The sequence below is a fragment of the Pseudonocardia autotrophica genome (assembly GCF_003945385.1).
Classification (GTDB): Bacteria; Actinomycetota; Actinomycetes; order Mycobacteriales; family Pseudonocardiaceae; genus Pseudonocardia; species Pseudonocardia autotrophica.
Genome location: NZ_AP018920.1, coordinates 4,844,543 through 4,865,740 on the forward strand (window position 1 = coordinate 4,844,543; position 21,198 = coordinate 4,865,740).

At 72.0% G+C, this 21,198-nt stretch carries 20 protein-coding genes, 1 tRNA gene and 1 pseudogene; 13 read left to right on the forward strand and 9 right to left on the reverse strand.

What is annotated here, in order from left to right:
* Nucleotides 1-816 precede the first annotated feature (816 nt).
* Genes Pdca_RS22520 through Pdca_RS22540 form a run of 5 tightly spaced genes read left to right on the forward strand, consistent with a single transcriptional unit; the run spans nucleotide 817 to nucleotide 5,702 of the window.
* Nucleotides 817-2,343 (forward strand): ABC transporter substrate-binding protein, encoded by a 1,527-nt coding sequence (locus tag Pdca_RS22520; RefSeq protein WP_085916835.1) that lies wholly within the window; start codon nucleotides 817-819, stop codon nucleotides 2,341-2,343.
* Between the two features lie 3 nt (nucleotides 2,344-2,346).
* Nucleotides 2,347-3,318: an ABC transporter permease subunit gene (locus Pdca_RS22525; RefSeq protein WP_085916836.1), complete on the forward strand. Its 972-nt coding sequence runs from the start codon at nucleotides 2,347-2,349 to the stop codon at nucleotides 3,316-3,318.
* Nucleotides 3,315-4,088, forward strand: a complete 774-nt coding sequence (locus tag Pdca_RS22530; protein WP_085916837.1) for an ABC transporter permease — start codon at nucleotides 3,315-3,317, stop codon at nucleotides 4,086-4,088. The genes Pdca_RS22525 and Pdca_RS22530 overlap by 4 nt, the downstream gene beginning before the upstream one ends.
* A complete protein-coding gene (locus Pdca_RS22535) occupies nucleotides 4,085-4,900 on the forward strand; it encodes an ATP-binding cassette domain-containing protein (RefSeq protein WP_085916838.1) in 816 nt (271 codons plus the stop codon). The genes Pdca_RS22530 and Pdca_RS22535 overlap by 4 nt, the downstream gene beginning before the upstream one ends.
* Nucleotides 4,893-5,702 (forward strand): ABC transporter ATP-binding protein, encoded by an 810-nt coding sequence (locus tag Pdca_RS22540; RefSeq protein ID WP_158092388.1) that lies wholly within the window; start codon nucleotides 4,893-4,895, stop codon nucleotides 5,700-5,702. The genes Pdca_RS22535 and Pdca_RS22540 overlap by 8 nt, the downstream gene beginning before the upstream one ends.
* Nucleotides 5,703-5,719: 17 nt before the next feature.
* Here Pdca_RS22540 and Pdca_RS22545 read toward each other — a convergent pair whose 3' ends face one another.
* The gene (locus Pdca_RS22545) at nucleotides 5,720-6,316 is read right to left on the reverse strand and encodes a TetR family transcriptional regulator (protein WP_085916840.1); all 597 of its coding nucleotides are present in this window, start codon (nucleotides 6,314-6,316) and stop codon (nucleotides 5,720-5,722) included.
* Between the two features lie 149 nt (nucleotides 6,317-6,465).
* Nucleotides 6,466-7,345 (reverse strand): annotated as a pseudogene (locus Pdca_RS22550) (IS5 family transposase).
* Nucleotides 7,346-7,432: 87 nt separating this feature from the next.
* On the opposite strand from Pdca_RS22550, the gene Pdca_RS22555 reads away from it, so the two are divergent.
* Nucleotides 7,433-8,296, forward strand: coding sequence for an SDR family NAD(P)-dependent oxidoreductase (locus Pdca_RS22555; protein ID WP_232021124.1), 864 nt, complete (start codon nucleotides 7,433-7,435; stop codon nucleotides 8,294-8,296).
* A gap of 17 nt (nucleotides 8,297-8,313) precedes the next feature.
* Here the strand turns inward: Pdca_RS22555 and Pdca_RS22560 are convergent, their stop codons facing one another.
* Nucleotides 8,314-8,913 carry a histidine phosphatase family protein gene (locus Pdca_RS22560; RefSeq protein ID WP_197719801.1) on the reverse strand — a complete coding sequence of 200 codons (600 nt, stop codon included), beginning with the start codon at nucleotides 8,911-8,913 and terminating at the stop codon, nucleotides 8,314-8,316.
* Nucleotides 8,914-9,012: 99 nt separating this feature from the next.
* Here Pdca_RS22560 and Pdca_RS22565 point away from each other — a divergent pair, with 99 nt between their 5' ends.
* Both Pdca_RS22565 and Pdca_RS22570 read left to right on the forward strand, forming a co-directional pair.
* On the forward strand, nucleotides 9,013-9,228 hold the full coding sequence (locus Pdca_RS22565; protein WP_085915597.1) for a CbtB domain-containing protein: 216 nt from the start codon (nucleotides 9,013-9,015) through the stop codon (nucleotides 9,226-9,228).
* A gap of 13 nt (nucleotides 9,229-9,241) precedes the next feature.
* Entirely contained in the window at nucleotides 9,242-9,979 is a 738-nt protein-coding gene (locus tag Pdca_RS22570) for a CbtA family protein (protein WP_085915596.1), read from the forward strand.
* Between the two features lie 257 nt (nucleotides 9,980-10,236).
* Here Pdca_RS22570 and Pdca_RS22575 read toward each other — a convergent pair.
* Both Pdca_RS22575 and Pdca_RS22580 read right to left on the reverse strand, forming a co-directional pair.
* A tRNA-Ile gene (locus Pdca_RS22575) sits at nucleotides 10,237-10,311 on the reverse strand.
* A gap of 52 nt (nucleotides 10,312-10,363) precedes the next feature.
* The gene (locus Pdca_RS22580; protein ID WP_085915595.1) at nucleotides 10,364-12,142 is read right to left on the reverse strand and encodes a BCCT family transporter; all 1,779 of its coding nucleotides are present in this window, start codon (nucleotides 12,140-12,142) and stop codon (nucleotides 10,364-10,366) included.
* Nucleotides 12,143-12,400: 258 nt separating this feature from the next.
* Between Pdca_RS22580 and Pdca_RS22585 the strand changes: the two genes are divergently transcribed.
* The 3 genes from Pdca_RS22585 (at nucleotide 12,401) to Pdca_RS22595 (ending at nucleotide 15,595) form a co-directional block, all read left to right on the forward strand.
* The gene (locus tag Pdca_RS22585) at nucleotides 12,401-13,267 is read left to right on the forward strand and encodes an LLM class flavin-dependent oxidoreductase (protein ID WP_085915594.1); all 867 of its coding nucleotides are present in this window, start codon (nucleotides 12,401-12,403) and stop codon (nucleotides 13,265-13,267) included.
* 227 nt (nucleotides 13,268-13,494) lie between these two features.
* A complete protein-coding gene (locus Pdca_RS22590; RefSeq protein ID WP_232021125.1) occupies nucleotides 13,495-15,315 on the forward strand; it encodes a DUF2075 domain-containing protein in 1,821 nt (606 codons plus the stop codon).
* A gap of 82 nt (nucleotides 15,316-15,397) precedes the next feature.
* Complete coding sequence (locus tag Pdca_RS22595; RefSeq protein ID WP_085915592.1) at nucleotides 15,398-15,595, forward strand: DUF4177 domain-containing protein; 198 nt, start codon at nucleotides 15,398-15,400, stop codon at nucleotides 15,593-15,595.
* Between the two features lie 6 nt (nucleotides 15,596-15,601).
* Here the strand turns inward: Pdca_RS22595 and Pdca_RS22600 are convergent, their stop codons facing one another.
* Complete coding sequence (locus Pdca_RS22600; RefSeq protein WP_085915591.1) at nucleotides 15,602-16,138, reverse strand: metal-dependent hydrolase; 537 nt, start codon at nucleotides 16,136-16,138, stop codon at nucleotides 15,602-15,604.
* A gap of 223 nt (nucleotides 16,139-16,361) precedes the next feature.
* On the opposite strand from Pdca_RS22600, the gene Pdca_RS22605 reads away from it, so the two are divergent.
* Nucleotides 16,362-16,586: a DUF2795 domain-containing protein gene (locus Pdca_RS22605; protein WP_085915590.1), complete on the forward strand. Its 225-nt coding sequence runs from the start codon at nucleotides 16,362-16,364 to the stop codon at nucleotides 16,584-16,586.
* Nucleotides 16,587-16,593: 7 nt separating this feature from the next.
* On the opposite strand, the gene Pdca_RS22610 is transcribed toward Pdca_RS22605, so the two are convergent.
* Both Pdca_RS22610 and Pdca_RS22615 read right to left on the reverse strand, forming a co-directional pair.
* The gene (locus tag Pdca_RS22610; protein ID WP_232021126.1) at nucleotides 16,594-17,622 is read right to left on the reverse strand and encodes a 5-methyltetrahydropteroyltriglutamate--homocysteine methyltransferase; all 1,029 of its coding nucleotides are present in this window, start codon (nucleotides 17,620-17,622) and stop codon (nucleotides 16,594-16,596) included.
* Nucleotides 17,623-17,710: 88 nt separating this feature from the next.
* A complete protein-coding gene (locus tag Pdca_RS22615; RefSeq protein WP_158092292.1) occupies nucleotides 17,711-18,952 on the reverse strand; it encodes an acyl-CoA dehydrogenase family protein in 1,242 nt (413 codons plus the stop codon).
* A 159-nt stretch (nucleotides 18,953-19,111) separates the two neighbouring features.
* Between Pdca_RS22615 and Pdca_RS22620 the strand changes: the two genes are divergently transcribed.
* Entirely contained in the window at nucleotides 19,112-19,933 is an 822-nt protein-coding gene (locus Pdca_RS22620) for an alpha/beta fold hydrolase (protein ID WP_125911524.1), read from the forward strand.
* Here Pdca_RS22620 and Pdca_RS22625 read toward each other — a convergent pair.
* Complete coding sequence (locus Pdca_RS22625) at nucleotides 19,923-21,107, reverse strand: cytochrome P450 (protein WP_085915587.1); 1,185 nt, start codon at nucleotides 21,105-21,107, stop codon at nucleotides 19,923-19,925. The two genes, Pdca_RS22620 and Pdca_RS22625, sit on opposite strands and share 11 nt — an antisense overlap.
* Nucleotides 21,108-21,198: the final 91 nt, after the last annotated feature.

Consider the following 21,198-nt stretch of genomic DNA (forward strand, 5'->3'; position numbering starts at 1 on the left):
GATCGGCGGCACCCGGGGGCCTGCCTGCCCCGGGGCGCCGCGCCGCATGGGAGAGCGCCCCGGTCTCCGCGTGGTCGGAGATCGGTGCGGCCCCGGAGATCGTTGCGGCCCTCGCGGGCCTGTCTGCCTCGGGGGCGCCGTGGCGCGTGGGAGAGAGCCGTGATCTCCGTGTGGCGGGGCCCGACCTGTCCCCCACCTGCAACAACGAATGCTCGGAGCACCCGGTAGCGGTCTCCGACCTCCCCGTCCATCGGGTGTTCGCTCCACAGAAGGCCCGACACGACAGGGCGGCCCCACCCGGTGCAGCCGAAGGGGCGTCCGGCTATCCGGAGGGCGTCGCAGCGCCTCACCCCCGTGGCCCGGCCGTCGGGACCCGCTCGCGTGTCATCGTCGGGTGGCTGAACGAGTCCGGATACGGAGGGCGCGCACGGGGTCGACATCCCCGCCGAGCTGAACGGGCCCACCCGCAACGCCGCCACCGGCGAGACCTGCGCACGGTCCGAGCGATCACAGGCCTCGACACACCTGCGGCACCGGTCGTGCTCCGGTCCGCCCATTCGGGCATCGCACAGTGGCCATGTCCGTCTTCTGCCGCATCTCGCGCCTTCCGACGACGCAACGAGGTCAGGGCCGAACGGGCGATTGTCCTGCCCCGGAGCCACCGGATGACCTTCGTAACACTTGCTCATGTCATCAGCTGAGAAGATGATCGTTGTGAAATCGTCGCTCGGACGGGTTCCGGCTCCCGTAACCGGTCACGAGCAGGATCCACCCCCGTAGCTCGGCGAGTCGCCGGCATCATCCTTCCGGAGTGACATGTCCACCGACGTCCGTCGCCCGGTCGCGTCTCCCACCCGTCGCCGGGTGCGGACGGTCGCGGCCGTGCTCGCTCTCCTCGTCGTCGCCTCCTGCTCGTCGGCCCAGGACGCAGGCTCCGATACCGCGCCCATCACCGTCGGGCAGACCTCGGTCCTCGACGTGGTCGACCCCATGTCCACGGCCTGGGATCTCACGGCCGCCGGCGTCGCGGAGTCGGTGTACACCTCGGACCGGGACGGCACCCTGTCGTCGCGGTTCGTCGAGTCGGCCACCCGTGACGACGCCCTCGACTGGACGCTCGAGCTGCGCGACGGCGTCCTGTTCTCCGACGGCTCCCCCGTCGACGCTGCCGCTTTCGCCGACGCGATGAACCGGATCCAGACCGAGAACTCCCTGGCCACGGCCTCGACCGGCGGCATGACGTTCACGCCGGAGGGCGACGCGGTCGCGGTCCGCACCACGCGCCCGACCATGGTCATGGAGTCGGTCCTGGCGGAGTGGACCAACGTCGTGTTCAAGGGCGACGCCGCCGGCGGGTTCGTCTTCACCGGCCCGTACGCCGTGGGCTCGCTCCGGCCGAAGGAGCAGCTCGATCTCGTGCCCAACACCCACTACGCCGAGGCGGCGAGCCGGGGGCCGGTCGGCATCCGGTCGTTCGCCGACGCCGACGCGATGCGCCTGGCGATCCAGAGCGGCTCGATCGACATGGCGTTCACGATCACGCCCGAGGTCGCACGCCAGCTGCAGGACGATCCGTCGGTCACGGTGAGCTCGATCGAGGCCGGGTACCAGTACTTCTCCATGCTGAACGAGAAGGTCGGGGCGACCACCGACCTCACCGTCCGGCAGGCCCTGGACCTGGGCCTGGACCGGCAGGCCTACGTCGACGCGCTGCTCGGCGGCCGGGTCGCCACCGGCGCCTTCGCCCACACCTACTCGTTCGCCGGTGACCTCACCCTGGGCTTCGACCCAGCTGAGGCCGGCCGGATCCTCGACCGGGCAGGCTGGGTCCGTGGCGCGGACGGCATGCGCGCGAAGGACGGCGAGCCGCTGTCGTTGTCGCTGGTCACCTATACCTCGCGACCGGACCTGTCGATCATCATGCAGATCATGGTCTCGCAGCTGAAGGACCTGGGGATCGCCTCGACGACGTCGGTCACCGACGACATCCGCGAACGGCTCGCCGCGAGTGACTGGAACGCCGCGGTGTACGCCCAGCACACGGCCCCGACCGCCGAGCCGTCGTACTTCCTCAATCAGTTCCTGCGCACCGGGGCGGCCAACAACTTCACCGGCTACAGCTCGCCGACGACCGACGGCCTCCTGGACCGCCTGGGCACCCTGCCGGCGGGCGCCGAGCGCGACGACCTCGCCCGTCAGATCCAGCGCCAGGTGCACACCGACCTGCCCCTGCTCTTCCAGGTCGACCCCCAGTGGCACATCGCCACGACCGAACGACTCGCCTCCTACCGGCCCTACGGCGGCGACTACTACGTGATCAACCCGGAACTCGGGCTCAGCTGAGCCGTGCCCGAGGCGAGCCCACCCGGCCTCCCGACGGCCGGGCCGACCCACACGCTGGTCGGCCCGGCCCGTCGGATGCTCGCCGCAGTCGCGGTACTGGCCGTGGCCAGCGTCGTCGTCTTCGTGATCGCACGCAGCATCCCGACCACCCCGATGGCGGCCTACCTGCAGAGCAGGGGGATCCCGGTCACCGAGGAGAACCTGGCGGATCTGCGGCGGACCTGGGGGCTCGACGCTCCCCCCGTCGAGCAGTACCTGAGTTGGATGGCCGGCCTGCTCCGCGGCGACTGGGGCACGACGACGACCACCGGGATCCCGATCGGCCCGGAGCTGGCGGCCCGCATGCCGCTGTCGCTCGCGATCGGGGGCGGCGCGCTGCTCGGCGGCTGGCTGCTCGCCTACCTGATCGGCACGGCCGCCGCGACCGGCGTCCGCTTCCTGCCGTCCGTGTCGCGCGCGCTCGCGGTGCTCTCCCAGTCCGTGCCGGTCTTCGTGGTCGCGGTCGCCGTGATCAACGTCCTCGGGGTGGAGCTGCGCTGGGTCCCGTTCTACGCGCTGCAGGGGCCCGCCGTCGTCGTCGCACCGACCGTGATCCTGGCGCTGTTCACCGCAGGCCAGCTGACCCGCACCGTGACCGAACACGCCCGCGCGCTGTCCGACGAGCCGTTCGTGCGGGCCGAGCTCGGACGCGGCTTCGACCGGTCGACCATCGTGTGGGTCCACGGCCGCAGGCAGGTCCTCTACGGGATGTTCTCCGCCTCCATCGGCAAGATCGCCACGGTGACCGGGGCCGCGGCCGTCCTCGAGTTCGTCTTCGCCGTACCCGGCATCAACCTGTTCATGATCGACAGCATCCGCGGGCGCGACTACGCCGTCATCCAGGCGTACCTGATGGCGACGACCGTCTGGGTCGTACTCGTGCACGTCGTGCTGGGTGTGGTGCTCGGCCGCCTCGATCCGCGGCGGACACGGTGACCGCGCGACGGGCGGTCGGCCTCGGTGTGCTGGTCACCCTGGTCGTCCTGGCGCTGCTGCCGCACGGTGATCCGAACGAGGTCGCGATCGCCCGGGCCTACGCACCGCCCGGCGCCGACCACCTGCTCGGGACCGACCAGCTCGGGCGAGATCTCGCCGCCCGGATGGCCGTCGGGCTGTGGCGCACGCTGCTGGTCATCGCGCTCGCCGGCGGCATCGGCCTCGGCCTGGGCGTGCTGCTCGGTCTGATCGCCGGCTACACCGGACGGGTCGTCGGCGGCGCCGTCATGTCGCTGGCGAACACGGTGCTCGTGATTCCGACGTTCATCGCGGCCCTGATCGTCTCGGCGGTCTTCGGCTTCGGCCCGGTCAGCGCCGGCATCGCGCTCGGGGTCTTCGGAGCGGGACCGTTCGCGAACCAGACCTGCTCGCTGGTCCGCGCGGTCCGGACCCGGGAGAGCATCGACGTGGAGCGCATGATGGGGACCCCCGCGACGACGATCCTGCTCCGGCACGTGATGCCGGAGGTCGCCCGGCCCGTCCTCGCCTACCTCGGGTCCACCGGCGCGGGGGCGGCCGTCGCCTACGCCGGCCTGGCGTTCATCGGGCTGGGCGTGGACACGACGGTGCCCGACTGGGGCGCGATGCTCTACGAGTACCGGGTGAACCTGTTCAGCAATCCGCTGCTGCTGCTGTGGCCGACCCTGGGGATCCTGCTCGTCGCGATCTGCCTGAACAGCGTCGTCGACACCGGAGCCGGCCGCCGATGACCGCTGAGCTGCCGGGGCTGGCCGTGCACGGCCTGACGGTCCGCGACGCCCGCGACCGGGTCCTGCTCGACGACGTCGATCTCACGGTCCCGCCCGGGGGACGCCTCGGGGTGGTGGGCCCGTCCGGCGCGGGGAAGAGCCTGCTGGTCTCCGCCCTGGCCGGAGCCCCGCCGGCTGGTGTGGCGACCACGGGCCGGCTGACGCTCGGGACCGCCCCGCCCCGGACGATCGAGCTCGGCCGGATCACGCCCGCGGACCGGGCCGGCCTCGCGGCGGATCTGGTGGTGATCCACCAGGACTCCCTGCGCGGCCTGAACCCCTGCCTGACGATCGGGCGCCAGCTGACCGACACACTGCGCCGGCACCGTCCGGACCTCCCCCGACGCCGCCGGGCCGACGAGTCCCTCGCCTGGCTGTCGCGGGTCAGGATGAGCGACCGGGAGCGTGTCGCCGCGGCCCACCCCCACCAGCTGTCCGGCGGGATGCGGCAGCGGGTCGTGATCGCGCTGGCGCTCTGCGGCGGCCAGACGATCATCGTCGCGGACGAGCCGACGACCGCGCTCGACACCGTCCATCAGGCCGAGTGTCTGGCGCTGCTCGACCGGCTGTGCTCCGACGGGGGGCGGACCCTCGTGCTCGTCGGACACGATCTGGCGCTCGTCGCCGGGCTGTGCGACCGCATCGCGGTCGTCGACACGGGACGCATCGTGGAGCAGGGCCCGACGGCGGGGATCGTCTCCTCGCCGTCGCATCAGCTCACCCGCGACCTCGTCGCCGAGACCCGCCGTCTCCGGAATGCGATCGATGGCTGACGGCGCCGCCGACCCGACACCGGTCCTGACCCTGGAGGCGGTCGACGTCTCCGTCGGGACCGGTCGGGGCCGCCGCCGCGTGCTCCACGAGGTGGACCTGGACCTGCGTGCCGGGGAGGTCCTCGGGGTCGTCGGGCGGTCCGGGAGCGGCAAGTCGACGCTGGGCCGGGTCTGTGTCGGGCTGCAGGGAACCGAGAACGGCCATGCGCGCCTCGCGTCCGGCGACGACCTCGTCCCGATGGGCCGCCGGGTTCTCCGCGCGGCCCGGCCGACCCTCCAGATGGTGTTCCAGGATCCCTACTCGACCTTCCCCTCGTTCCGCACCGTCGGCCGGACGATCGACCTCAACGCCCGCCGGCTGCTGCCCGGCGCGGACCGTCACGCCCGCCGCGCCGCCGCCCTGGACGCGTTCGGCGAGGTCGGGCTCGTCGAGGACCACCTCGACCGGCGCCCCGCAGAGCTCTCGGGCGGCCAGCTCCAGCGCGCCGCGATCGCCCGCGCGCTGCTCGCCCGGCCGCGGGTCCTGGTCGCCGACGAGGTCGTGTCGGCGCTGGACCTCACCACCCAGGCCGCGATCGTCTCGTTGCTGGGTGAGGTGTCGAGTGCCAGGTCGATGGCGGTGTTGTTCATCAGCCACGACCTGGGTGTCGTCGCATCGTCCTGCGAGCGCATCGCGGTCCTCGACGACGGCCGGATCGTCGAGCACGGCGCCACCCGGTCGGTGATCGCTGCCCGGCGGGCGCCGGCGACACGAGCACTGTTCGACGCGGTGCCCCGGCTGCCGGGGAACCCGGAGGCGTGACTCCCGGACCCCGGGCGCTAACGCGGTGCCACGGCTGTGCGCACCCATTCGCGCAGCATGGTGCGGCGTTGCTCGTGGACGGAATCGGGCTCGTCGGGATGGGCGGCGTAGACGTTACTGACCGGGGACCAGGCCATGGACATGGCGATGACCATGGCCATGATGTCTGCCGGGTCGCCCTCGCGAACCCGGCCGGCTTTCTGAGCGGCACGAATGCGCTCCGTCTTCGCGTCGTCGACCCGCTGCCCGTCCGGCTCGGGGTCGGCCATGGAACCGCGTGGACGACGCTCCAGGCGCGCCCAGGTCACCAGGCGCACCAGGTCCGGGCGCCGCAGGTACTCGTCGTAGAGCCGGACGGCCCAGTCGGCGAGGTCGTCGTCCTCGATCCGGACGCCCTCGGTGAACTCCCGTTGGGCTCGGGCGAACACCGCGTCGAACAGGCCGTCCTTGCTGCCGAAGTAGCTGTAGAGCTGGGTCTTGTTGGAGTCGGCCGCTGTGATGACCCGGTCGATCCTGGCCCCGGCGATGCCGGCAGCGGCGAACTCGGACGTGGCCGCGTCCAGGAGGCGCCGGTAGCTGGCGGCCCCGCGAGCGGTGGTCGGTTCGTCACTCATCCCGGCAGTCTAGGACTGACCGGTCAGTTTGAAGGCCTCCTCGCCCAGGCGTAGCCTCGTCGCAGACTTACTAGTCAGTCTGTCCACAACGCTCTTCGGGAGAACCCTTGTCTCAGAGCGTGTTTGAGAAGATCAAGTCGCGGGTGTGATCATGTACTTCTGTTGCCGGGCGGCCGGGGTGCCGCGGGCGAGGCGGCGGGTGATGGTGTTGATCGCCGCCCAGCGGATCATGGCCTCGGACACGGCGGGGTCGCGTTCGTAGTCTCGGGCCAGACGCCGGTGCGCGGTGAGCCAGGCCAGGGTCCGCTCGACCGCCCACCTGCGCGGCAGGACGGCGAATCCGCGCTGCTCAGGCGGTTTGCGGACGACCTCGACCGTGGTCCGCAGGATCGAGGTGGCCCAGTCGAGCAGGCGGCCGGCGAACCCGGCGTCGGCGAACACGAAGCGCACCCTCGTGCGCAGGTAGAGGTCGAGCAGGATCGACTTGGCGCCGTCGCGGTCCTGGACCGACGCCGAGCACACCATCGTCGTCAAGAGCAGGCCGAGGGTGTCGGTGATGATGAACCGCTTCCGACCGTTGACCTTCTTTCCGGCGTCGTATCCACGTGTGTCCTGTCCGACGGTGTCGGCGCCGCGCACGGACTGGGAGTCGATGATGCCCGCGCTCGGCTCCGGGTCGCGGCCCTCGTCGGCGCGCAGCTGTCCGCGTACGACCGGCAGGATCTGTTCGGTGACCTTCTGCTGCTCCCATCGGTTGAAGTACCAGTACACGGTCTGCCATGGCGGGAAGTCCGCAGGCAGAGCACGCCATGCGCACCCCGCGCGCACCACGTAGAGGATCGCGTCGACCACGTCCCGGCGTGGATGCTTCTCCGGCCGCCCACCCGATCCGGCCTCGGGCAGGAGCGGCTCGATCAACGCCCACTGGGCATCGCTGGTGTCCGAGGGATACCGCCGCTTACGCCGAGCCACCCATCCACGATGGACCACACCGGCGCCCGGACCACGCAGACACGCCGGCCTTCTCAAACACGCTCTCAGATCACGACTCGACTCACCGCTGCGAGCACCGCGGACGATGTCGTCGAAGGCCTCGACCTGGGCGGGCGGCGTGCCGTGGTCACCGGCGCCGGTGCCGGCATCGGACGCGAGACGGCACGATCCCTGGCCCGCGCCGGCGCGGAGGTCACCCTGGCCGTGCGCCGCATCGACGACGCACAGGAGATCGCCCGCGAGATCCGCGCCGAGACCGGCAACGAGGCCGTCGACGTCCGCCCGCTCGATCTCGCCGACCTGGCATCCGTCGCGGCCTTCTCGAAGGAATGGGCCGGCCCGCTGGATCTACTGATCAACAACGCCGGGATCATGGCCCTGCCCGAGCCGACCCGCACCGAGCAGGGCTGGGAGATGCAGTTCGCGGTGAACCATCTCGGGCACTTCGCCCTCGCCCTGGGCCTGCACGACGCGCTGGCCGAGGCCTCCGGGGCGCGGATCGTCTCGGTCAGCTCCAGTGGCCATCACGTCAGCCCGGTGGTCTTCGATGACATCCACTACCGCCAGCGCGCCTACGACCCGTGGAGCGCCTACGGACAGTCGAAGACCGCCAACGTGCTCTTCGCGGTGGCGGCGACCACTCGCTGGGCCACCGAGGGCATCGTGGCGAACGCGGTGATGCCCGGCGGGATCATGACCGGGTTGCAGCGGCACGTCCCCGCCGAGGTGCGCGCGCAGTGGGAGCAGGTGCCGTCGAACAAGACACCGCAGCAGGGTGCGGCCACCACGCTGGTCGCCGCCGTCGCACCCGAGTTCGCCGGCGTCGGGGGCCGCTACCTCGAAGACGGCGGCGAAGCCCCGATCGTCGAGGACGACGCCGAGACCGACGGCGTGCACGGGGTACGGCACTGGGCGCTCGACCCCACAGCAGCAGAACGCCTGTGGGAGACATCGGAGGAGTCGCTGCGCTCCACCCGCGACCGCTAGCCCGACGACGACCGTCGTCACCGCGGACGGGAACGGCGGGGCATCGCATGCCGGGTCCCGGCCGTTTCCGTGCGCGCGAGCCGCACACCGGTCGCCCGTACCGTCCACCGCCCGGGACCGCCCCGCAGATCCGTCGACGTCAGCGGCGCCGCGTCAATCCGCCAGAACGCCGCGGGCGGGGCTCCCAGCACCACGACCGTGGCGGCCCGGACGACCGCGGGGCCGCACACCGCCAGCGTGTGCCCCGGCCGGGCGGCGCCGAGCCACGACGTGACGCGGTCGAGCAGATCCAGCAGCGACTCCCCGCCGTGCGGCGCCGCCCCGGGGTCGGCGAGCCACTGCGCGACCCCCGCCGGATCCTCGACCGCGACGGCGTCCAGCGCACGACCGGCCCAGCGGCCCGCGTCCCACCCCCGCAGCTCCGCGTCGACCGCGCCGCCGCGCCCGACCGCGGCGCACGTCGCCACCGACGCCGGCTCCGGCGCGTGCCGGACACGATCGGCCCGCAGCCGTGTCAGCCGGCGCAGCCGGGGTTCCATCCGGTCGTCGACGGGGCCGCCGGCGGGGAACTCCGCCCCCTGTGTCGCCTTTGTGGCCACCTGCACCACGAACGTCACGCGACAGCGGCCATCGGTCACTTGACGGCCCCCATGACGGCGCGCATCGTTTCTCCGTGCATCTCTTCAGATGTACACCTTCGACCGCGGAGAAGATCCATGACCTACGCCGTCCCGATGCCGGGCGCCGGGGATGTGCCGGCCCCCATCCCGCTGCGCGAGGTCGCCCCCTGGGCGATCTTCGCCGGCGTCGTCATGCTCGTGCTGCTGTACCTGATCGGCATCGACCAGGGGGTGACGTCCCTGGTGCCGGGCTCGATGATCCACGAGTTCGTCCACGACGGCCGGCATCTGCTCGGCTTCCCCTGCCACTGAGCGGACCGTTGACATGATCGTGAGAACCCTCCTGGTCCGTGGCATGGTGGCGGGCCTGATCGCGGGCCTGGTCGCCTTCGTCGTCGCCCGAGTCGTCGGTGAGCCCGCTCTCGACGGCGGCATCGCCTTCGAGGACGCGATGAACGCCGCCACCCACGAGCCCGCGCACGAGGAGCTGGTCAGTCGCGCGGTGCAGGCCAACGTCGGGCTCGGCGTCGCCTACCTCGTCTACGGCGTCGCGATCGGCGGCATCCTCGCCCTGGTCTTCGCCGTCGCCCGCGGACGTCTCGCCCCGCTCGGGTCCCGCGCGACCGCCGTGATCGTGACTCTGCTCGGCTTCGTCTCGGCCGTGCTGGTCCCGCTGGTCAAGTACCCGGCCAACCCGCCGGCCTCGACCGAGGACGACACCATCGGCTCGCGGACCGGCCTGTTCCTGTTGGTGGTCGTCGTCTCCATCGCGCTGATGGTCGTGGCGGTCGTCGTCTCCGAGCGGCTGACCCCACGACTCGGCCGCTGGAACGCCGTGGTCGCGGCCGGGCTCGGCTATCTCATCGTCGTGCTGGTCGTCGGCTCACTGCTCCCGGCCGTCGCGGAGACCCCGGCCGACTTCCCGTCGACCGTGCTCTACGACTTCCGCGCCGCGGCACTCGGCACCCAGGCCGTCCTCTGGGGCGTGTACGCCCTGGTGTTCGGAACGCTGGTGCACGAACGGCAGAGAACGGGAAGACGAGAGCAGACCGCCGTCGACTGATCAGACGGGCGGCAGCGCGGAGCGGACCGCTCGTCGGTCAGCCGGTTCGCAACGCCCGGTCACCCCACATCGATGGTGTCGCCCGCACCGCGGCTGCTGCGTGCCCGCGACATCGTCGTCGGTGATCGACACGACCGTGAGGTCGGATGCCACCCGGCCTCACGGACAGCGCGCGATGCGGCGTCCTCGATCGGACCGCTCCGTTCGATCGCATCCGTCCGCCGATGTCGCGGAAGCGGCTCTGAGCTGCACTTCTGTGCGGCGGGCCGGGCTCGAACCGGCAACCTGACGGGTTATGAGTCCGCTGCTCTGACCAATTGAGCTACCGCCGCGGTGTGCGCGGGAGATTACCGGAGGAGGGTCGCCCCTCCCCCGGCAACTCACTCACTCCGAGGGCGGTGCCTTCCCCGGCCCGCGCACGTCGGTCCGCGGCTCCGGCGACTCCGCCGGCGGCCCCACCTGCGCCGCCGCCGACTCGCCCGGCGCGTCCGCCGGATCCCCCGTGTCGTTTCCCGTGTCGTCCTCCGTGTCGTCCGAGGCGTCACCGCTCACGACCTCGCGCGACGGTGCGTCGACCTCGGTCGGCTGCTCGCGCAGGTGACCGGAGACGACCGCCGTGCGCGGCGGAACCTCGCGGCGGAACCCGACGAGCAGTGCGACCATCATCCCGCAGACCAGGATGAAGATCGGCAACCCGATGACGGTGATGACCTCCTGCAACGCCTCGATCGCGGTGTCCCCGCCGAGCAGCAGCAGGGCCGCGGCGAGACCGCCGAGCGACAGCGCCCAGAACACGCGCTGACGCAGCGGGCTCATCTCGCCCTTGCCGGTGCAGAGCATGTCCACGACCAGCGACGCCGAGTCGGCGGAGGTGATCAGGAACAGCATCACGATGACGATCGCGATCCCGGACACCACCGTGGACAGCGGGAACTGCTCGAAGAACGCGAACATCGCCAGCGGCACGCTCTCTGCGACCGCGGCCGAGATCGGGCCACCCTCACCACCGATGCCGTCGGCCGCCATCGCCGACCAGCCGAAGATCACGAACCAGACGACGGTGAACGCGGCCGGTGCGACGAGGACGCCCACCACGAACTCACGCACGGTCCGGCCGCGCGAGATGCGGGCCAGGAACACGCCCATGTAGGGCGCCCAGGTCACCGTCCACGCCCAGTAGAAGACCGTCCAGCCGGCCTGCCAGCCCCAGCCGTCGGTATCGGTGTAGGTGGCGAGCGCGTCGTTCCAGAACGACAGCGGGATGATCTGGGTCGCGTAGAGCCCGACCGACTCGATCATCTGTCGCAGCAGGAAGACCGTCTCGCCGACGAAGAGGACGAACAGCATCAGCCCGATCGCGGCCAGGATGTTGATGTTCGACAGGCGTTTGATGCCGCGTTCCAGCCCGGACGCGACCGACCAGGTCGCGACCACCGCGATGATCAGTACGACGCCGACCCGCAGCTCCGTCGAATCCGCCAGCCCGGTCATCGCGCTGATCCCGGCGCTGATCTGCGACGTGCCGAGCCCGACCGAGACCGCGAGCCCGAACAGCGTGCCGAGCACGGCGAAGATGTCGATCGTCCGGCCGATCCGGCCGTGGATCCGCTCCCCCAGCAGCGGATAGAACACCGACGAGACCCGCATCGGCAGCTTGTACCGGTAGATGAAGAAGCCGAACGCCAGGCCGGGAAGCGTGAAGATCGCCCAGGTGTGCAGGCTGAGGTGGTACATGGAGAACGCCATCGCGTCCTGTGCCGCCTGGGCGCTGTAGGGCTCCACACCGTCGAACGGCGGGGTCGTGAAGTGCGAGATCGGCTCGGCGACGCCCCAGAACATCAGGACCGTGCCGATACCGCCGGCGAACAGCATGGCGAACCAGGACAGGTTCGTGAACTCCGGTTTGTCGCCCTCCGCGCCGAGCTTCAGGTTTCCGTACCGGGAGAACGCCGCCCAGATCAGGAACACCAGCCAGGCCGTCACCCCGATCACGAAGAACCAGCCGAGGTTGAACGTGATCCACTCGCGGCCCGCGCTGAACGCGGCACCGATCGGCTCCGGGAACATCAGCAGCACCGCGAGCATGAATACCATCAGCCCCGCCGACCAGAAGAAGATCAGCGGGTTCGTGCGCAGGCCGAGCCTGCGCGCCAGTTCGTGCACGTCGAACTCCTCCCCCCGACCGATGCCCGCACCGCCAGGCGTGATCGGGCGAGGTCGTCGGAGGTGGTGGCGGGACGGCATCGATGCAGTCGCGCAAGAATGTCCGATATGAGAGCAGGTGTCCACCTTTGAGTGAGCACCGCGCGGGCCTCGACCATCCGGTACGGAAGGGCTGACCTGGGACCATCTCAGGTCCACAACGGTCCACGTGGGGGATCACCTGTCCGGTGCCACGGGGCCGCCTCCTACCCTCTGCAGATGCGGCTCGGCTACCTCACCCACGTCACCGGGGGCGACCCCGCACGGGCATACCGCGAGACCGTCGAGCTGGCCGTCTGTGCCGAGGAGCTGGGCTACGACTCGTTCTGGGTCGCCCAGCACCACGACGGCCATCTGGGCGGACGCCTGCCGTCCCCGCTGGTGCTGCTCGCCGCGGTCGCCGAGCGGACCCGGCTGATCCGGCTGGGGACCGCCGCCGTCGTCCTGCCGCTGGAGGAACCGCGCCGGCTGGCCGAGGACACGACGGTGCTCGACGCACTGTCCGGCGGACGCCTCGAGCTCGGGATCGGTGCCGGGGCCGACGCCGCCGCGTCACTCCGGTTCGGTCGTCGGCACGACGATCGGCGCACCGACACGGTCGCCGCCCTCGACGTCCTGCTGGAGCTGCTGCCGACCGAGCTCGCCGAGCAGCGGATGTGGTGGGCGACGTCGTCGTCGGTGGACGCCGCCGCCGACCGCGGACTCGGAGTGATCTCCGGCAGGCCCGCGGAGCCCGGGTCGGGCGTCGTCCCCGATCTCGCCCGGTACTGGACCTACGCACGCGGGATCGCCCGCGTCGCGCTGTCCCGGCCGCTCCCGGCCGGGCACTCGCCGGGCCGGATCATCGACGACCTGCTCGCCGATCCGGCGCTGCCGTGGGCCGGCGAGCTGATCGTGCAGGCGCAGCCGTCGTCGGTGTCCGCCGACGTGCACCGGGAGACCATGCAGCGCTTCGCGCGGTACGTGCGGCCGTTCCTCGGGGTCGCCGGGCCGGCGCATCCGGCCCCGGTGCCGCAGGCCCCCGAGCCGGACGACGAGATCGTGCCGCTGCTGCGGCCGCGCCCGGTGGTCCGGCCCGCCCGGTAGCCGGGCGCTCGCGAGCGGATCTGCGGCCACCCGGCGCACGTCCGGCACCCGGGGAAGCCGTACGGTGATCCCGAGCGGACCGCCGGGCACCGGATCCTTCCGACGCTGCCTCCACACCCGCACGCCGATGACGCGTGTCCTGTGGAGGTCTCCCAGTGGCCCTGGTGCGCCACAGTGCAGCCGTCCTGCGTGCGAAAGCAGACGCACGGGAGCTGGACGATCTACTCGTGCGGCAGGCACGGATCGTGTTCGACAGCGCCGTCGGAGCGAGCGAGGTCCGCTCCTGGCGGGAGAGCCTGCCTGCGCTGCTCGCCGACGTGCACGAAGCCGGGCTCGACCACGTCGAGGTGCTTCTCGAGCACAAGTTGCCCTTCTCCCCGAAGCGGGTGGACGCGATCCTCTGTGGGATCAGCCCGTCCACGGGACGCCCCAGCTACGTCGTCGTCGAACTCAAGCAGTGGACGAACGCGGTCCAGCGGGAGGACGGTCTGGTCGACATCCCGCAGTACGGCGGGACGGTGCCACACCCCGTCGACCAGGTGCGGACCTACTGCGAGTACCTCGTCGACTTCGTCCCGTCCCTCGCGCCCGAGCACAGCGACCTCCATGGCATCGCCTACCTGCACAACGCATCGGCCGCCGGCTGGACGCTCGACAGGTTCGAGGTGGACGCGCACGGCCGGCTGTTCCGGGGCGACCAGCGCGGCGGGCTGGTCCAGGAGCTCCGCCGGTTGCTCGATCCCGATCCCGCATCCGCCGACGCGGCGCGGCTCGCGGCCGACCACCTGCTCGAGGCCGCCCCGCGCCCGTCGAAACCCCTGCTCGCCGTGGCCGCCGACGAGGTCCGCAAGCGGGAGCAGTTCGTGCTCGTCGACGAGCAGAAGGTGGCCTACACGCTGGTCGAGCACGCGGTGGCTCGAGCGCATCGGCACAACACGAAGACTGCTGTCATCGTGCTCGGCGGACCGGGCTCCGGTAAGAGCGTGCTGGCGCTCAGCCTTCTCGGTGACCTGTCCCGGAAGGGCCGCGAGGTCATGCACGCGACCGGCTCCAGCGCCTTCACCCAGACCTTGCGCAAGATCGTCGTCGGCTCACGGTCCCAGCGGTCGCAGAAGGTCTTCCAGTACTTCAACAGCTTCGTCGGCGTCGAGCCGAACACCCTCGACGTGGTGATCTGCGACGAGGCGCACCGGATTCGGGAGACGAGCGTCAACCGCTTCACGAAGGCGGACAAGCGGGCCAGGGCGCGCCCCCAGGTCGACGAGTTGATCAGCGTCGCCCGGGTGCCGGTGTTCCTGCTCGACGAACATCAGGTGGTGCGTCCCGGCGAGATGGGGACCGAGGCCGAGATCCGCGCGGCCGCCGAGCGGGCCGGATGCGAGGTGGAGGTCGTCCGGCTCGCCGGCCAGTACCGGTGCGGGGGTTCCGAGTTCTACGAGCAGTGGGTGCTGCGGCTGCTCGGGCTCGACCCCCGTCCACCGATCCGCTGGTCCGAACTCACCGGCCCGGCGCAGGACGAGACCTACCGGGTCGCGGCACTGCCCTCCCCCACCGCGCTGGAGGGCTGGCTTCTCGGGAAGACGGACGGGACGTCCGCGACCGCGCGGCTGGCCGCCGGATACTGCTGGCGCTGGAGCGACCCGGTGACCGACGAGGGCGGCCGGCGACTCGTCGACGACGTCGTGATCGGGAGCTGGTCCCGACCGTGGAACGCGAAACCCGAGAAGGCCGTTCCGGGGGCGCCGCCCTCGCACTTCTGGGCCAGCGATCCGCGCGGTTTCGGCCAGGTCGGATGCATCTACACCGCCCAGGGCTTCGAGTACGACTGGTCGGGCGTGATCATGGGGCCGGACCTGGTCCGGCGGGACGGTCGATGGGCCGCCGACCGGTCACGGTCCTTCGACGGACCGGTGAAGAAGGCAGGGGACGAGTTCGCCGCGCTGGTCCGCAACACCTACAAGGTGCTGCTGACCCGGGGTATGCGGGGCACCGCGATCTTCTCCACCGATCCCGAGACCCAGGCGTTCCTCGAGGATCTGTGCCGCTGAGCCCACAGCCACGTCATCCGGTCTGCTGCACCCACCGCCCCGCAGGCGGGAACCCTTCCGGCACAGGACTCGTTCACCACGCATGTACGAGTACAAGGTGGTCGAGCTCCGCGAGGGCCTCATCGGCGGCAAGATGTCCGGCGACAAGCTGGAGCGGATCCTCAACGATCACGCATCCAAGGGCTGGCAGCTCAAGGCGATCACCTCGGTCGAGGTGAAGGGCCGGATCGGCCCCGGCGGCGTCGACGGCATCCTGGTCACGTTCGAGCGGCAGCGCTGAGGGTCCTCACCACGCCCAGGATCCGGTCACCAGCCCGACCCCGGTCACCGTGAGCAGCGCGACGACGACGTGCTCGCCGCGCCCGCCGGTGCGGAACCGCAGCACGTCCGGCCACCGGATCCGGGCCAGTGGCCAGAACGCGAAGCGGTTCCCGGCCGAGGTCAGCTCGTCGCCGATCGCCCCGATCCAGCAGCCGGCGCCCGCGGCGATCCCGGTCCACACGGCGGTGTCGCCGGGCAGCACGAGACCGGTCGCCCACCAGGCGAGCAGGCCGATCCCGGCGGCGAACACCGGCGAGTGCGAGAAGCCGCGGTGCGAGATCCCGGTGAGCAGCCGGGACAGCCATCGGATCAGCCGGCTCAGCAGCCAGGTGATCGGGGGCAGCGCCCGCGTCGCCGTGCTGTTCGGATGGTCGAGATCGGGCGCGAACGCCGCCACCGCGCACACCACCACCACGAGCGGGACCAGCACCGGTGGCGGCGGTACGGCGGCGCACACGGCGAGCCCGAGCACGGCCCCGGACAATGCGTGGGTCCGGCCCATCACCTGGTCATCACGGTGGCGCGCTCCCCGGGAGTTCGTCGAACGGCGGTCCCGGGGACGGCCGGGCCACCGCCGATCCTATCGGCGCACGCGTCCCGCACCCGGTGCTCGACACGCGTGGCGGACAGGATGATTCGACCGCCGCCCACGAGGTACGCGGATTCGGCGGGCGCAACGACGCCTCGCACACCGACACCGCGCACACCGACACCGAGGAGCATCGATGACCTACCGTGACGACCTCCGCGTCGCCAAGTCCCTGCAGGGCGCCGACTTCCCGCGTACCCGGCAGCAGGTACTCGACTACGCCCGGGAACGCGACGCCGACGAGAAGACCCTCGAGGCGATGCGTGCGCTCCCGGAGCGCACGTACGACGACCGCGCACAGGTGGTGCGGGCCGTGCCGCAGGAGCCCGAGGGCGACCGGCCGGGCGGCATCGAGCGCTGAGTCCTGCTCAGAGCTCCGCGCGGACCAGCGCGGCGCCCTGGACCAGCGCCCGCATCTTGCCTTCCGCCGTCGCCCGCGGGAGGTACTTCAGCCCGCAGTCGGTGGATGGCACGATGCGGTCCGGGGTCGTGTGCGGGAAGGCCCGCCGCACCCGGTCCGCGACGACCTCCGCCGTCTCCACCTGCGGATCGGACAGGTCGATCACCCCCAGGATGATCGTCTTGCCGGACAGGTCCTGCAGCACACCCAGATCCAGCCCGGACTGCGCCGTCTCGATCGAGATCTGATCCACCGCACAGCCGGCCAGCTCCGGCAGGAACGAATACCCCTCCGGACGCTCGTGGATGATCGCCGCATACCCGAAACAGATGTGCACCGCCGTCGTCCCGGAGACACCCTCGAGCGCCGCGTTCAACGCCGCCAGCCCGTAGGCACGCGCCGCATCCGGCCGCGCCTGCATGTACGGCTCATCGATCTGCACGACGTCCGCACCCGCCGCGTGCAGATCCCGGATCTCGGCGTTCACCGCCGCCGCATAGTCCATCGCCGCGGCCTCGGCATCGGGATAGTGATCGTTCTGCGCCTGCTGGCTCATCGTGAACGGCCCCGGCACGGTGATCTTGACCGTCCGGCCGGTGTGCTCCCGCAGGAACCGGGCGTCCGCCACCTGGACCGGCGCCGGGCGCCGGATCGGCCCGGTGATCCGCGGGACCGGGTTCGGGTGCCCGCTGCGGTCCAGAGCCGAGCCCGGGTTGTCCACGTCCACCCCCTCCAGCGCGGTGGCGAAGTGGTTGGAGTAGCTCTCCCGGCGGATCTCGCCGTCGGTGACGATGTCGAGCCCGGCCTGCTCCTGGGCCCGGATCGCCAGCAGCGTCGCGTCGTCCTGCGCCTCCGCGAGGTGCTCCGGTGCCGGCCGCCACAGCTCCTTGGCCCGGACCCGCGGCGGGAACCGATCGGCCAGCCGGGCACGGTCGATCAGCCACTCGGGCTGGGCGTAGCTCCCGACCAACGACGTGGGCAGCACGGGAAGCGGCACGGGTTCTCCTTCGCGACGGCGGCGGTGAGGCATGCACCCCACCGCATATCGGACACATGTCCGATCCTCGGCCACCGCCGGTGGCCGGTCAACCCGCCGACAGCCCCAGCTCCAGTTGCGCGAGCCGGCGGTACATCGGCTCCCGGAACCCGGTGTTGCGGTGCCCCGCGATCGTCGACAGGTCGCGCCAGGCCCGCTCGAAGCGCTCCCCCGAGCTCAGCGCGCTCGATCCGACCACCGGAACCAGGGTGCCGACGGCCTCCCAGGCCGCGACGATCGCCTCCCGCGCGACGACCGTGAGCCGCAGCTCGTCGTGCTCCCCGTACGGCTCCGCGCCGGCGGCGCCCCGCGCGCTCAGCTCGGCGTGCTCCTGTGCACAACGCAGGACGACGGCGTCCGCGACCGCCAGCCGGCTCAGCGCCGTGCCGTACCAGCGCTGGAAGTCCGGGTCGTCGATCCGCGGCCGGACCGGCGGGACCGCGGTGCCCCGGCTGTGCATCAGCCGTCCGAACTCGTCGAGCGCGCCGAGACCCGCGCCCACGGCCAGCGCCGCCAGCGACACCGTGAACGGGGCGAGCGCGCGTCCGGCGTAGAGCGGGTTGCCGTGCAGTTCCAGGCCGGGTGTGCCGCCCGAGACGTCGACCGAGACCAGCCCGGCACCCTCGACGACCTGGTCGGCGGGGATCACCGCATCGGCCAGCACGATCCCGTTCGAGCCGCTGCCGCGCAGGCCGAGCACGTCGCCCCAGTCGTCGAGCACGGTCCACGCCGATCGCGGCGCGACGAACACCAGCGGCCGCTCCGGGTCCCCGTCGACGAACGCCTGGCCCAGGAAGTGGGTCGAGTACGGGATCCCGGAGCAGTACCGGACGGTGCCGTCGAGCCGCCATCCCTCGCCCGTCCGGACCGCCCGCACCGGCCCCGACGCCGAGGAGGCGCACCGGACGTCGCCACCGGCGAAGATCCGCTGCTGCGCGGACTCCGGGAAGTAGGAGCCGAGCTGCATCGCGTGGCTGGTGGCGAGCGCCCAGCACCACGCCGTCGACGGGCAGCCGCGGGCCATCTCCCGCTGCAGCCGGACGAACGTCTCCAGATCGAGCTCCAGCCCGCCGAACCGGCGCGGCTGCAGCACCCGGTACAGCCCGGCGGCACGGAACCGCTCGTGCAGCTCGGGTGCGTAGCGGGTCCGCAGCTCGGTCGCCGCCTGCTCCGCGAGCAGCGTCGGACGAAGCTCGACGACGGTGCGCAGGAGGGTTTCCGCGGTCGGCTCGTCCGGCTCGGCGGCGGCTCGGACGGCCCCGTCGGCGGTGCTGGGCGTGGTTCCGGTCATCGGCTCCCCCGTTTCCGTCCCGGCCGACGCTAGGACCGCCGGACCGGCCGGCACGAGGCCCGTCCCGCCCGGCGAAAGGCCCACCGGCCGGACTTCCGCCGCTCGGCAACCGCCCTTGTCGCCGGTGTGCGCCCGGCACACCATCCACGAGGCGGCCAGATGTCCGAACCTGACCAGGAGGCACCCGTGCCGGAGCCCACCCGTATCCACGTCCCGATCGGTTCCGGCCGGATCGCGCTGCTGCGCCACGGGAGCGGCGCCCCGCTGCTGGTGCTGCACGCGGCGGGCGGTGCCGGGGAGTGGAACGAGTACCTGGAGCTGCTCTCCGCGGCCGTCGACGTGATCGCCCCCGACCATCCGGGGTTCGGCCACAGCGACGACCTGCCGGAGGTCACCGACACCGCCGGGATCGCCCGGCTGTACCTGGAGCTGCTCGACCGGCTCGGGATCGGGCCCGTCGACGTCGCCGGAGCCTCGTTCGGCGGCTGGGTGGCCGCCCAGCTGGCGAGCCTCGCGCCCGAGCGGGTCCGCCGGCTCGTGCTGATGGCCCCGGCCGGGCTGCACCTGCCCGAGCATCCGCCCGCCGATCTCGCCGGGCTGGGCCCGGAGGGGGTCGTACGGGCGCTCTACCTCGATCCCCGGCGGGCCGAGGAGGTGCTGGCGGCGCCGCGGTCCGCGCCGGCACTCGCCCGAGCCGCACGCGACGCCGCTGCCGCCGCCCGGTTCGCCAGGGCCCTGCCCGACGCGCCCCCGCTGCACGACCCGGAGCTGCCCGGCCGGCTCACGCGGATCTCCGCGCCGACCCTCGTCCTGCTCGCCGAGCAGGACGAGATCATCCCGCGCGAGCACGGGCAGGCCTACGCGTCGGCGATACCGGGGGCCCGGACCGACACCGTCGCAGGATGCGGGCACGCGCTGTACTTCGAGCAGCCGCGGGCGGTCGCCGACCGGGTGCTGCGGTGGGTCGGCGCTACCCGGTGAGCACCCGCACCGGGAGCGAACCGAACGCGCGGATGACGTTGTTCAGCGCGCGCTGCGGGGTGCCCAGCTCGAACCGGGTCACCGAGCGGGCGAGCGCGGCCAGCAGTGCCTCGATCTCCATCCGGGCCAGTGCCTGCCCGGCGCAGCCGTGCTCGCCGTAGCCGTAGCCGAGCTGCTGTGCCGAGTCCGGCCGTCCGACGTCGAACTCGTCGGGCCGGTCCCAGCGGCGCTCGTCGCGGTTGGCCGACGCGTAGATCACCAGCACCCGGGAGCTCTCGGCGATCGGAACTCCACCGATCTCGGTGTCCCGCACGGTGATCCGTCCGAACGCGCGGACCGGGGCCTCCAGCCGGACGACCTCGTTGGCCGCGCCGGCCACCAGCCGCGGATCGGCTCGTACCCGGTCCCACTGCTCGGGGTGGTTCCCGAACAGCCAGATCGCGCTGCCGACGGCGCTGATCGTGGTGTCCAGCGACGGCGCGAGATAGTCGAGCATCAGCATCATCGCCTGCTCGGTGTCGATGTCGCCGCGATCCCGCGACTCCAGCACGCCGGCACCCAGGCTGCCGGGCAGCACGTTGCCGGTGCGGACCAGCTCGGAGCCGTACGCGGCCATCTCCCCGCACTGCGGCAGCGCCCGCTCGGTGCGGGCGTTCATCGGCCCGAACGAGTCGAAGTTCGCGGCGGCCCAGCGCAGCAGGTGCTCGCGCCCCTCGCGGGGCCAGCCGATGAAGTCCGGCACCACCGAGAGCGGCAGCGCCTGCGCGAGATCGGTGACGGCGTCGAACGACCCGCGGGCGACCAGCTCGTCCACCAGTGCGTCGGCTCCGGCGGTGACGGCCTCCCGGATCGGTGCGAGCGAGCGCGCGGTCAGCCGGTGCGCGACGACCCGGCGCAGGTGCGCGTGCCGCTCGCCGTCGCTGGCCAGGGTGCAGCCGAGGATGGCGTCGTTCGCGGGCTCGTTGAGGGCGATCCCGTGCGCCGACCGGAACGTCTCCCCGTCGAGCAGGACCGCGCGGGCGTCCGCGTAGCGGCCCACCGCGTACGCCCCGTGCTCGGGCAGCCACACCGCCGGTCCCAGGTCCCGGATCGCCCGGTAGTGCGGGTACGGATCGTGCAGAGCGTCGTCGCTGTAGACGTCCGCCGGGTAGACCGGGGCCTGCGCGGTGGTCATGAGCGGCTCCCTCGCCGTCGGGCCACACCGCCGACCTGTCCGCGCGGCGGGCGAATCGACGATGCCCGATCGGCGCGGGCCGGGCAACGCC

Coding starts and splice junctions, on each gene's coding strand:
- Pdca_RS22585 (WP_085915594.1), top strand. CDS start 12,401: ATGCGGCTCGGCTACCTCACCCACGTCACCGGGGGCGACCCCGCACGG.
- Pdca_RS22620 (WP_125911524.1), top strand. CDS start 19,112: ATGTCCGAACCTGACCAGGAGGCACCCGTGCCGGAGCCCACCCGTATC.
- Pdca_RS22570 (WP_085915596.1), top strand. CDS start 9,242: ATGATCGTGAGAACCCTCCTGGTCCGTGGCATGGTGGCGGGCCTGATC.
- Pdca_RS22615 (WP_158092292.1), bottom strand. CDS start 18,952: ATGACCGGAACCACGCCCAGCACCGCCGACGGGGCCGTCCGAGCCGCC.
- Pdca_RS22535 (WP_085916838.1), top strand. CDS start 4,085: ATGACCGCTGAGCTGCCGGGGCTGGCCGTGCACGGCCTGACGGTCCGC.
- Pdca_RS22605 (WP_085915590.1), top strand. CDS start 16,362: ATGACCTACCGTGACGACCTCCGCGTCGCCAAGTCCCTGCAGGGCGCC.
- Pdca_RS22520 (WP_085916835.1), top strand. CDS start 817: ATGTCCACCGACGTCCGTCGCCCGGTCGCGTCTCCCACCCGTCGCCGG.
- Pdca_RS22540 (WP_158092388.1), top strand. CDS start 4,893: ATGGCTGACGGCGCCGCCGACCCGACACCGGTCCTGACCCTGGAGGCG.
- Pdca_RS22600 (WP_085915591.1), bottom strand. CDS start 16,138: ATGGGCCGGACCCACGCATTGTCCGGGGCCGTGCTCGGGCTCGCCGTG.
- Pdca_RS22625 (WP_085915587.1), bottom strand. CDS start 21,107: ATGACCACCGCGCAGGCCCCGGTCTACCCGGCGGACGTCTACAGCGAC.
- Pdca_RS22595 (WP_085915592.1), top strand. CDS start 15,398: ATGTACGAGTACAAGGTGGTCGAGCTCCGCGAGGGCCTCATCGGCGGC.
- Pdca_RS22545 (WP_085916840.1), bottom strand. CDS start 6,316: ATGAGTGACGAACCGACCACCGCTCGCGGGGCCGCCAGCTACCGGCGC.
- Pdca_RS22565 (WP_085915597.1), top strand. CDS start 9,013: ATGACCTACGCCGTCCCGATGCCGGGCGCCGGGGATGTGCCGGCCCCC.